Source organism: Tenacibaculum sp. SG-28 (assembly GCF_002954385.1).
In the GTDB taxonomy this organism is placed as follows: domain Bacteria; phylum Bacteroidota; class Bacteroidia; order Flavobacteriales; family Flavobacteriaceae; genus Polaribacter.
Window position 1 is genome coordinate 20,187 of the sequence record NZ_MQVY01000001.1, and the last position, 11,646, is coordinate 31,832.

General features: G+C 34.0%; 10 protein-coding genes. 4 read left to right on the forward strand and 6 right to left on the reverse strand.

The features are described from left to right. Positions 1-208: 208 nt before the first annotated feature. On the reverse strand, positions 209-727 hold the full coding sequence (locus BSU00_RS00090; protein ID WP_105002590.1) for an outer membrane beta-barrel protein: 519 nt from the start codon (positions 725-727) through the stop codon (positions 209-211). 320 nt (positions 728-1,047) lie between these two features. Here BSU00_RS00090 and BSU00_RS00095 point away from each other — a divergent pair, with 320 nt between their 5' ends. Together BSU00_RS00095 and BSU00_RS00100 are read left to right on the forward strand one after the other, a co-directional pair. Continuing rightward, positions 1,048-1,593, forward strand: coding sequence for a DUF2938 family protein (locus BSU00_RS00095; RefSeq protein ID WP_105002591.1), 546 nt, complete (start codon positions 1,048-1,050; stop codon positions 1,591-1,593). Positions 1,594-2,004: 411 nt separating this feature from the next. Then, positions 2,005-2,523: an HdeD family acid-resistance protein gene (locus BSU00_RS00100; RefSeq protein ID WP_105002592.1), complete on the forward strand. Its 519-nt coding sequence runs from the start codon at positions 2,005-2,007 to the stop codon at positions 2,521-2,523. A 764-nt stretch (positions 2,524-3,287) separates the two neighbouring features. Here the strand turns inward: BSU00_RS00100 and BSU00_RS00105 are convergent. Both BSU00_RS00105 and BSU00_RS00110 read right to left on the reverse strand, forming a co-directional pair. Continuing rightward, entirely contained in the window at positions 3,288-4,115 is an 828-nt protein-coding gene (locus tag BSU00_RS00105) for a DUF4249 domain-containing protein (RefSeq protein ID WP_105002593.1), read from the reverse strand. Positions 4,116-4,119: 4 nt separating this feature from the next. Beyond that, entirely contained in the window at positions 4,120-6,495 is a 2,376-nt protein-coding gene (locus BSU00_RS00110; protein ID WP_105002594.1) for a TonB-dependent receptor, read from the reverse strand. Positions 6,496-6,694: 199 nt separating this feature from the next. Here BSU00_RS00110 and bla point away from each other — a divergent pair, with 199 nt between their 5' ends. Beyond that, positions 6,695-7,597 (forward strand): class A beta-lactamase, subclass A2, encoded by a 903-nt coding sequence (gene bla, locus BSU00_RS00115; protein ID WP_105002595.1) that lies wholly within the window; start codon positions 6,695-6,697, stop codon positions 7,595-7,597. Positions 7,598-7,611: 14 nt separating this feature from the next. On the opposite strand, the gene BSU00_RS00120 is transcribed toward bla, so the two are convergent. After that, on the reverse strand, positions 7,612-8,760 hold the full coding sequence (locus BSU00_RS00120) for a hypothetical protein (RefSeq protein WP_146104767.1): 1,149 nt from the start codon (positions 8,758-8,760) through the stop codon (positions 7,612-7,614). A gap of 210 nt (positions 8,761-8,970) precedes the next feature. Between BSU00_RS00120 and BSU00_RS00125 the strand changes: the two genes are divergently transcribed. Continuing rightward, positions 8,971-9,366: an ACT domain-containing protein gene (locus BSU00_RS00125; protein WP_105002597.1), complete on the forward strand. Its 396-nt coding sequence runs from the start codon at positions 8,971-8,973 to the stop codon at positions 9,364-9,366. 96 nt (positions 9,367-9,462) lie between these two features. On the opposite strand, the gene BSU00_RS00130 is transcribed toward BSU00_RS00125, so the two are convergent. Then, entirely contained in the window at positions 9,463-10,509 is a 1,047-nt protein-coding gene (locus BSU00_RS00130; RefSeq protein ID WP_105002598.1) for an alpha/beta fold hydrolase, read from the reverse strand. Between the two features lie 298 nt (positions 10,510-10,807). Then, on the reverse strand, positions 10,808-11,479 hold the full coding sequence (locus tag BSU00_RS00135; RefSeq protein ID WP_105002599.1) for a DUF2490 domain-containing protein: 672 nt from the start codon (positions 11,477-11,479) through the stop codon (positions 10,808-10,810). Positions 11,480-11,646 lie beyond the last annotated feature (167 nt).

The following is an 11,646-nucleotide window of genomic DNA, read 5'->3' on the forward strand; positions in this document are numbered from 1 at the left end:
GGTTATCGTTACACTATTTTAAGATTTTAAAAATACTAATAATAGACAAACAATACTCGAAGATAAATTAAATTCTAAAAGTAATAATGCAGTATTTTTTAATCGGATTAAAAGTATAACCATATGGTTAGACGATAATTAGATCTTCTACAAATGTAAAAAAGCCACCTATAAAAGGTGACTTTTTTATATTTATTCCTGCTAAATTTTAGATATGTATAGCAAATCCTATTTTAAATTGAAATACACTTAATGCAGCCTCTTCATCTGTTGAAATATCGTAACGAATTCCTGGTTCAACACTTACATTATCTCCTAAAAACCATGCATATCCAGCTTGTAAACCAATATATGATGGATTATCAGCAGCTTGAATATATGCACCGTTGAAATCTAATTGCACTGGAATTACATTTGATATATAATATTTAGCTCCAATTTTGTAAGAGAAAACCTCCGGAGAAAGAGATCCAGATTCTAATGCTGGACTATAACCTAAACCAGCTTTAATCGCAAGATTATCCTTTATAAAATATCCTCCTTCAGCTCCAATATTCCAAACAGTTTCACCATCTGTTGAGTTCAAAGAAAATCCAGTATTTGAAGCATGTGCATTTCCAAAATTGGTATTAGCTTCAATTAACCATCTTCCCTCTTCTGTCTGAGATTGTGCCATTGCGTTAGACACACCAAGAGCCAAAAATACTACATAAATAATGTTTTTCATTTTTTATTGTTTTGGTTTAATTCGATTGTAAAAATAGGAAGTTTTTAATTGATATTTTAAGTTTAACATAGGGTCTGGGTTTACTTTTCATAAATATCAACCAATGAGTATTTGAATTTTGTTTTTTTATTTTTCGACTAGTATAACTTTTTGTTCAGAAGTATAAAATGGCACGAATATTGAAACTAACCCCGAATCAAGTTGGAGTTCCACAAAATACATGGATGTACAAAATTAAAAATAATTTTTGTAGGTAGGATGTGTTGCGAAGGAAACCATACATAACAGAACTTTAAAAAGAATATTTATTTACAGAAAAAATGAAGGATAATTACTTTAAACTAGAGAGAGCAACTCAGGTAGCAGGGCTATTATTTGTTGCTTTATTTGGTGCTATTGTTATCGATAGCACTGGGGCATTATTTGCAAAAATCTATAATTCTGGACCATTTTATTCGGGGTACCAAGGATTAGGAAGGTATATCCTTACGATGTTTCACGGGGGAGTTTCCTTTCCTGATCCAAATTTTTCTGAAATACCTAAGGTAGAGGGGGAGACATTTGTGGGGGTTACAGCACACCTATTGGTATGTGTGTTTGATACATTTATGTATTTTATACTAACCTTTAAAGTTTTAAAGTCAACTCCAAAAATAATGCCTGCTCTTATAATGATGTGGGTGTTTATTTTTATGCCTTTTTTCATTCAGATGCCTGCATTAGGGATGGGTTGGGCAGGAGATGCAAGTCCTCTAAAAAATATAATTCATTGGAGAACTTTTGTATGCCATTCTGTTTTTGGATTAGGGCTCTACCTAGGGACCATACTTTTTTTTAAGTATATCCATAGAAAAAACATTACATAAATGTCGCTGTAAATAACAGAAAAATACTTTTAAGAATTGGAAGAACTATTGCGGTGCTTGTTGCCTTTTCTCTAGAAGCGAATATGCTTTCTGTAACCTTGGCCAGGTAAATATTTTAAAAGGTAGTACTACTGTTTTTGTTTTATTAAGGTTATTATTTCATATTCAAACCTATAAGTGTGGTTTTCTAGTTTATTTTATTCCGTAATAAATATTTCGTATGTTTATGAAGAAGAAAAGGAATAGTGCTATGGTAAAATTTAGACCTTCTTTAAACAATATTAGGTATGTTTTGTATCGCATACCAAAGTTGTTCTTCGTTGGTATTGTTTTTTTACAGTACTAAAATTGCTTTGCATTCGAAAAAAAATAGCTAGAGAAAAAATAACTAATCAATAAATTAAAATTATTATGCAAAACAAATGGTGGATACCACTTTTAAAGGGTATCGTTTTTATTATTTTAGGGATATTATCATTGATGCACCCTTTAAACGCTTTATTAACGTTAGGGGCTTACATAGGATATGTTTCTATATTCACAGGGATATTGTACTTTATATATTACTTTACCAACAAAAATGAACAAGAGTTTACTAGTTGGTTTTTATTAGAAGGGTTATTGGATATTGTATTTGGTATTGTAATACTTTCTAACCCCACTCGAACTGCTGAGGTCTTGCCTTTATTGCTAGGTTTTTGGATTATTCTTTTAGGGATAGTACAAATATCTGGAGGTTTCGCCCTCGGTAAAATATATCCAAAAGGAAAAATTTGGTTACTAATTTTAGGAGTGCTTTCTATTATTTTTGGGTTTATGATTGTTAACAGCCCAGTAATTTCAGGAATGGCGATTACTACAATGCTTGGTATCTTCTTTCTGGCCTATGGCGGAATTCAGATCTATTCCTCATTTAAATTAAAAGACTAATTAGATATATCGCAGAAAAATCCATACGTATAACTGAATGCGTAATTTTATACTACACAATTAGCAAGCTGGTTGCCATTTTTTGAATGCTTCATTAGGTATTTATTTGGAACAGTAATCATTAGTGTTACGATAAAACCGCGTAGAAGACTTTCGCATAAAATAGCGATAACAAGCATTGATACAAATGTTAAATTGTGCAGTATGAAAATTTAAATTATTGCCTTATAAGTTCTAAATGGATTTTTCATAGCCTAACCATACCTAATACTACATTCTAAAATCAAACTCTATTGGTTAAAGTCTGTAGTATTAGATTTTTTGCTTAATGCTGCTGTGTTTTTTTAAGATTCTATCTTGAAAGTTAATAGTAAAAAGTTATATGTAAGGCTCTTTGCGAAATTGTGCATTGTGTAATTAAGTTCCCTTAGAATTTTTGCTTTTTGATTTTTTGAAGTTTTATAGCAAGAATTATAATCAAAAAACCATCATTTAGAAGCACCGTTTAGCCAATCCAATATCCATAATATACCGAGCGCCCCTTTGATATTAAAAAAAGTATTTGGTGCAGTTAAAGCCAACCATTTAGAGTTTTTAAATCTTTACCCACCATCGCGCTAACAATAAATAGTAACATATTGGTTCGATAGGACTCAATTTTGATAGTCTTGATTCCACCATGTGACAACCCTTTTAAAATCTATGTGTCATATAAATACTATTGCTGTAAAACCCAATACTATTATCCTGCTATAGCAGGTGATTTATTCGACAATGGTATACGAAGTCCTTTCCAACTGACTGAGTCTAAAATACCCTAAAACTTCCTCTTCTGGATTAGCAATATTAATACAGTTTCCTTTTAATTGTGCCGGTGGAGCTTGAAATGGTCCACCACCTGCACCAGCTTGCGAAATTAATTCTTCGATGTAGAAATAATACTGTTTAGAGATTCCAAAAACTCGAATGTCTACGGAGGTACCTACGGTATTGTTTTCATTGAAGTGTAAAATAAAGGCCTCGTTACCATTTACAAATTCATCTCGAACTGCCCGTAACGAAGGTAAGGCAACGTTTTCTTGAATAAATTCTCCTAAATAATAGTTTTCCTCTTCTTCAGGATCGTTAAAAGATACGCGAACACGGTATTCATCTTCCGTAAAACCATCTTCTTGACTTACTTTCGTAATTTCCGTAAAGCCTATTAAGGTCTCTTTAGCCTCATACGACTCTCCATTTGACACAATATTCAAGGTATAGGAAGTACCTATTTCTGGAATAAAATTGGAAGTAGTATAACTCCCATCGTTTTGATCAGTAAATTCAAAAACCGTACCGTCGTTGTCTTTGGTAATTGTTACCGAAGCACCTGTGACAACCGGGCTAGGGCTAGAGTCAAAATAAGGTTTAGAGGTTTTTAAATATATGGTTTGGTTATTGCCGGGAGTTCCTTTCTCCCAATCGATAGAGGCCTGAACTATAAGTCTTGGTCCGGCATCCGGTACATCTACATCAATAACATCGGTGCATGAGCTGAGAAAAGAGAGGAAAATTACTAGGTATAGGTTGCTTTTTAAGTTTATAGTTTTCATATGCTTAAAATTTAAAGTTGTAGGTTATGGAAGGAGTAACTCCAAAAATAGCAGTTCTTTCTGCTTCATTTTCTCCGGTCTCTTGATTTGCTCCAAAGGTAATAGATGCTGCGTTTTTTCTTCCATAGGCATTATAAATGCCAAAAACCCATTCCGATTGCCACTTTCTTCTCCTGTTTTTCTTAGGGGTCAGCGTCGCAGCAATATCCAAACGGTGGTAGGCAGGCAGCCTATCTTCATTTCTTCCTGCATAGGTTGGCACGAATAAATTTGGTAGGTACTCAAATTGTCCGTTTGGATAGGTTACAGGCCTTCCTGTTTGAAAAACAAAATTTGCATTGAAAGTCCATTTTTCGGTGTGTTTATAGTTTCCTGTTATCGATATATCATGAGTTCTATCGTATGCTGCTCGATACCAATTGCCATTATTTATACCTGGTCCTCCAGCCTTTCCTCCAGGAGTTTGTTGTTCTGCTTTAGAAACTGTGTAAGCAACCCAGCCTGTAAAATCTCCTTTATTTTTACGTAATAATAATTCTAATCCGTAGGCGCGAGATTGCCCATTTAGTATTTCGGTTTCGATCGTGTTTTGTGCAATCAATTCTGCTCCATTGATATAATCTACTCTATTTTTTACTGTTTTGTAATAGGTTTCCGCTTCGATAGAATAGGTGTTTTCTTTAAAGTTTCTAAAGTATCCAAAGGCGTATTGATTTGCTATTTGTGGCTTTAAATAAGTACCACTTGGTGCCCATATATCGAGAGGAGTTGCAGAGGCAGTATTGGAAATTAAGTGCAAATACTGGGCTATTTTGTTGAAGCTTGTTTTTATGGAAGATTTGTCGTTAAGCTGGTATGAAAGCGCAAAACGAGGTTCAAAATTACCAAAATTGGCAATGCTTTCTCCTTTAGCATAGGTCTTTTCTCCAATAGGATTTGTTCTTTGGTAAATGCCTAATGCATCGTTATATACCAAAGGAGCTTCATTTTCATAAACAAATAGCGTCTGGTTACCTAATCGGTTAAAATAGCTATATCGAAGCCCATACATAGCGGTGAGTTTATCAGATATCTTATGTTCTAGGCTTCCGTATAAACCTGCTTCAAAGGCATATTTTTTATCTAAATTTTCTGGATTTATTTGAGATTCTGGAGTTAATTTTCGAATCTCTCCTGGATTAAATTTATAGTAAATACCACTTGTTCCAAAGTTGAATTTCAATTTGTCATTTAGGTAGTAGTCGATGTCGTATTTTAAGTTGAAATTATCAATACGAGAGCTCCAATCCAAACCAACAAAATCTAACTCTAAATCATAATTATAGCGGCTATAAATAGCAGATAGATTAGAAAATAGTTTGTTGTTAAAAATATGATTCCAACGTAAATTACCCGATAAGTTACCAAAAGAATTTACAAAAGAATTGCTAAAACCTACGTCATCATTTCCAAAGTAACCCGACAAATAAAGGCGATTTTTCGCGTTAATTTGATAGTTTGTTTTTAGATTTAAATCATAAAAACCAGCGCGATTTTCGTTTTTAGCTAAAGCAAGAAAGATGTTTGCATACGAGGCGCGTCCTGCAACCAAAAAAGAACCTTTATCGCCAAATAATGGCGCTTCTGCTGTAAGCCTACTAGATATTAGGCCTATTCCACCAGAGAGTTTAAACTCTTTATTGTTTCCATCTTTTTGCCGCACGTCTAAAACCGAAGAAACACGACCTCCAAATTTAGCGGGAATACCTCCTTTGTAAAGTTTCACGTCTTTTATCGCATCGTTATTGAAAACAGAAAAAAATCCGAATAAATGCGAGGCATTATAAATGATTGCCTCGTCGAGTAGTATAAGGTTTTGATCTTCTGCGCCACCGCGAACATTGAATCCGGAAGCACCTTCACCTGCATTGGTTACTCCAGGCAATAGTTGTATAGATTTTATTACATCTACTTCCCCTAAAACAACAGGGATTTGTTTTATGGTTTGTGCGCTAAATTTAGCAACACTCATTTGCGGACTGCGCAAGTTTACTTTTTTACTTTCCTCTGCAGTAATTTCTACTTCATCCAATACATCCCCATCCTCTCTCAGTTCTGTACTAAAGGTAATATTTTTGTTCAAGCGTATCTCTTTTTCAATAGCGGCATATCCTATGTAGGATATAACTAGGGTGTATTCGCCCTCAGGAGCGGTTAGTGAATAAAAACCATATTCGTTTGTAGTAGTTCCTAGGGTAGTATTTTGCATGTATACCGTTGCTCCAAATAGCGTTTCCCCATTGTTTACATCTTTTAGTGTACCACTAATTGTATATTTTTTTTGTTGTGCAAAAAGAACACTTGTTACAAGTAGCAGTAGTATTAGGTATAGTTTTTTCATCTTTTTAAGATAAGCTTGTAATTGTATAACAAAGGGTGAGTCGTAAAATTACAATAGATTTTTGCCATACTCTTGTTAAAGTTATCTTAACAAATTGTTTTGAATAAAGAATAATAGGACCATATATTTACTTTTATTTTTGCTATCGTATTGGTTGAACAAATAAATACTTTAAAATCTTAGTGGTTAAACTTTTTTTATGAAAAATACTTTACTTATTTTTTCTTATCTCTTTCTATTGTCTTCAGGACTGCGTTCTCAGAATTTAGAAGGTATACGATCAAAGATCGATAGCCTACTTGCCCTTAAGAAGGCTACTGTAGGTATTGCTATTTCGGGAGTTGGGAAAGGGGATACGTTAAGTTATAATGGGCATAAGCATTTTCCTATGCAAAGTGTGTTTAAATTTCCTGTTGCTTTGGCGGTGCTCCATGAAGTGCAGTGCGGGAGGCTTTCCTTAGCACAAAAGGTGCATATAAACAAAGACGATTTACTGCCAGGTTTGTGGAGCCCTTTACAGAAAAAATACCCTAAAGGAGTCACGCTTTCTCTAGCAGAAATTTTGCAGTATACCGTAGCTTGGAGTGACAATGTAGGGTGCGATGTTCTATTGAAACTCCTCGGAGGGCCATTAACCGTAGAGAAGTATTTTCATAGGCTTGGTTTTACGGATATTGCTGTAAAGATAAATGAGGAAACAATGCAATCTAATTGGGATTTACAGTTTTTGAATTGGACAACACCAAAAGAGGCAAATACTATTTTAAAACAATTTTTCACCAATGCGAATGGTTTGCTTTCGGCCCCTAATTACACTTTTATTTGGGATCTCATGAAGGCAACTAAAACCGGTAAAAATAGGCTAAAAGGAAAATTGCCAACAGGAACTATAGTGGCGCATAAAACAGGTTCTTCAGGAAAGCATACAAAAACTAACGTAATAGCAGCGGTGAATGATATCGGAATTGTTTTTTTACCTAATGGAAACTACTATCTATTAAGTGTTTTTGTGGCAAATTCAAAGGAAAGTTTTAAAACGAATGAGAAAATTATAGCCGATATCTCTAAAGTAGTTTGGAACTATTTTTCAAAAAATAAGTAGTGTTTTTGATTTCTTTATTTAAAGAAGGTGTTACTAATGTTATACCCAACCCCGAATCCAATCCAAGGTCTTTTGTTGTAATCCCATTTCTCAGCGATACTTCCAAAACCTACTTCAAATCCACCGAAAAGGCCAAAGTTAAAATTATATATTGAGGTCATTATACCAATACCTGGCGAAAGTGAAGCTCTTGTTTCCGATTCGTCTTCGGTGAGTGGTACTTTCGCACTTGTTGTTGAATCCTCATCAAAGGTAGTTGCAGATAGGCTTAAAAAGATTCCTACAGTAAGGGATAAGTTGGAAAGTTTTTTTAATTCATCCGACTCGTACTTAACGCGATACCTTCCCCAACTTTTCCCGCCGAATAAGCCAGCATTGAAGTCTGCTGAAAAATCAGCACTGATATCTACGCCATTTTTGGTGTGTCCAAATCGGTATTTAAAAGGAATGATGATAGGGCCAAAAACGATACTCTCTTCTTTTAAGTTTAAATAAGACCTGTTGTCTAGCTTTATGTAAAAGTCCGCATTTTGGTCAAAATTATTTATGAGATAGTGATCAATATTTTGGTCCTTATATACCTCAATTATATTTTTACTACTCGTATACCAGTCACTTTTGGAAAAAATAAAATCTTCTTTATTAATTCGCTTGTAGTTGTAATACTCGTCTTGTTCAAGGGTGTCTTTTTTACTAGTTCTTTCGTAGTCGCCTTTGCAGGTAATAATCTGTGAAATACGGTTTACGATAGTGCCACTATCTATTTTTTGTTTGATACCCAACAGTGGATTTATATTTAACTTTGATTTGTCATTTGCATCCGATTTAATATTTACCCAACCACTAAAATCTTTAATGGATAAAATATGTGCTCTGTCAAAAGCAATCATGGTGTCTTTTTGTACCGTGTCTAATTTAATAACCGTATAGGTTTTTCCGTCACTATTTTTTACTTCTTCTTGTTTAAGTATGGTGTTTTTGGTGAGTTTTTCTATACATTTTTTGGCAGTTTGCTTCTTTTTAATAACCAATCCTTTCGGAATATAAACCTTGTTGTTCGTTTTGTATTCTTGGCAAAATAAAAAGCCAGTAGAAAATAGTACATAGAGCACTATGTAAATTTTACTAACTTTTATACTTTCAGGATGACTAGAGGTATTCAACTTTTTTCTTTTTAGTAAACTAAAATAATAGATTTTTTTCAATTGCGATTTTATATTTTAAATATTGTAATTCTTGCCGGTTCGTTTTCTATGGATTACCGAATCCAAGTAAGGTATAGTCTATTCGATTTTAAAGCATAAGGTGTTGTTTTTTCTCATGGATAATATTGCTAAATAGTTTATTTTTATGGTGTAAAATTTGCAGAAAAGATGTCGGGAGAATGCAATTTAGAAATACTTTTAAAAAATATGACGCCTCGTTTGAACGAAGGAGCGTATGTTTTTGTTTCGTTAAAAGATACTGCATTAATCCCCAGAGAGGAAACGGTATTCGAGTTTAAAGAAGCGGAAGGAGTTACCGTTGTTCTCTCTAAGATAAAGGCAGATGAATTGCACTTACACTATGATTTTGTTGCCGCTTGGATTACCTTAATGGTGCATTCTTCTTTGCATGCTGTTGGTTTAACAGCCGCTTTTTCCTCCGTATTAGCAGAGCAGGGTATCAGCTGTAATGTTGTCGCAGGATTTTATCACGATCATCTTTTTGTGCCCGAGTGCGATACGAAAATTGCAATTTCAGTATTGAATGCTTTATCTCAAAAATAAATTTAGCAGCGTGCTCCAAGCACTGCGATTATTTGAAGTGTAGTATTTAAAATACATATTTCTATATTACATCAGTACTCGGTAAGTATTGAATTTCTAGGATATAGTTTGCTGGGTACTTTTCAATTGGTCTAGCAGTGTTTTGGTCATGGAATTTTTAGGGTCTAAAAATCGCTTGGTCACGTAGGTGAGATGGTTATACCCTAAATTGTCTTGCTTAAAATTTAGGATTACCCCTGGTTTTGCCCGAAAATAGCTAGCCATCCATCTACCTATTTCAGGAGGACACCATGTGTCGTCCGCAGCATGCCAAATACAGATATTTCTACAGGTAATTTCTCTCGGGTCAAACCCCCATTCGTAACACACATCTAGTGCAGTTTCCCAAACATTTACACCTCTTACAACGGAGCGTTTCATACTCGCGCCGAATTCTTTAATAGTGGCTGCCTCTTTAGAGTCTTTCATTCCCTTTTTCAGAATTAAAACAGGTAAAAACGGACTAAGAGTTACGGTGGTTAGGTGAATTAGAGTCCAATACCATCCCATTCTATTTTTCTTCAGACTAGTCGTTCTGTATAAGCCACTAGATCCAATAGCACCTTTTAGGCCTAATTCATTCGATAACGCTAACGATAATAAAGGAGCATTTAATCCCATGCCCATACATCTTTCTGGATACTGATAAGCAGCTGCCATTGCGTGAACAGTGCCTTGAGAATGTCCCATAATCATAAAGGTATTTACTTTTTCTTGCGCCAATACAGGTTCTAAATCTTCCATGGGCCAATTTCTTACAATTCTACCAGGGTTTTCGTCGGTAAAACCATAGCCAGGTAAACTAATTGCAATTCCCTTTACTTTGAGAGATAAAAATTCTTTATGATGAAAATTTACCTCACTCAATGCCTCTGGCCCAGAACCGTGTATGGTTATCATTACAGGGGCCATAGCAGAGAGGTCTCCAAAAACAAAGTAGGCAATAGTTCTTCCTGAGGTGTTTGTTACGAACTTCCTGCCATCGATTGTTGCTAGATCTTTTCGAAAAGGTTTTTGACCTCTATTTTTTAAATAAATACCAAAACACAACACGATTAGGTATATTGCTAATACTACAAATATCAAATAAAAAGTTACTTTCATTGGTTTGCCTATTAGTGAAAAGGTTACCCGAAAAAGTTTTTATACTTTAAAACTGGTTAGATTCTAAATATAAGGTATTTTTATTTAATGTATTGTTATATGAAGTCTTTAGTGCGTAAATCTATTTATTTTTTTAATGCCGACGTATGATTTCGTTACTAGTTTTAACAAGACGTCATACAAATAAATCTGCCATTCTTTTTATTTATTGCATATGAATTTGGAACATGTCCTATGCTTTTTTTAGTTCTTTTAAATTGTTGTTCTATTTCTGTAAAGACATGTTTCGGTACGCATATTACATTTCAAAAAGTAAGACAAAACTTATCGCTTTATCATTTTCATTGATCAGATTATTACTGTATTCTTCAAATCGGACACCAAAAGTTAATAAATATTCCTCGTATACCTCTTTAGAGAGTAAAATACTGTATTCTCTGGAATTAATAAATCTTTCATTGATTTCCTCATTTCTCAAGAAATACCATTCTATTTCACCAGCAAGAACCCAGTCTTCTTTTTCTTCAATTTTCTCTAAAGGGTATTCTAAGGCAATATTATATCTCGTTCTAAAATTAAAATCATAGGAGTTGTCGTTAAAAAAGAAGTTTCTGAATTCTCCTTTTAATTCTTGTCTGAATAGCAGTCGTTCGGTTAGATTATTTTTAAGTTCAACTCCAATCCAAGGACGGATTTCCCAAAAATTGACAATATCTTCATCAAAGGTATAATTGTTTTTTAATCCTCCCATGAAGGATAAAATTCCTGCTTCCCTAGTCGCGTATAAATCTAAACTCATTCTGCTCCATCCCTCTTCACCGTATAGGTGTTTCCACTCTAATTCACTGTCGAATTTCCATTTTTCTGATTCTTTTATACCATACAAAAGCGATATGTCATGAAATACCTCTGTTTGTGCTGTTACAGAAAGTATTTGCAGGAATAAAAGTAGGCTAAGTATATATTTCATAATTTTTTTTAAGCGATAAAGCCAACTTAAGTGTGTACAATTAAGTTGGCTTTTGTTAGTATTATAATTGTTTTTAGTTATTTCCTGCGGTAAGAATTTTAGTTATTGCTTTATTAATATCTAAAGAAGCTGATTCTTGCCTAGGAGGGAACTCAGCGAATGTTTCT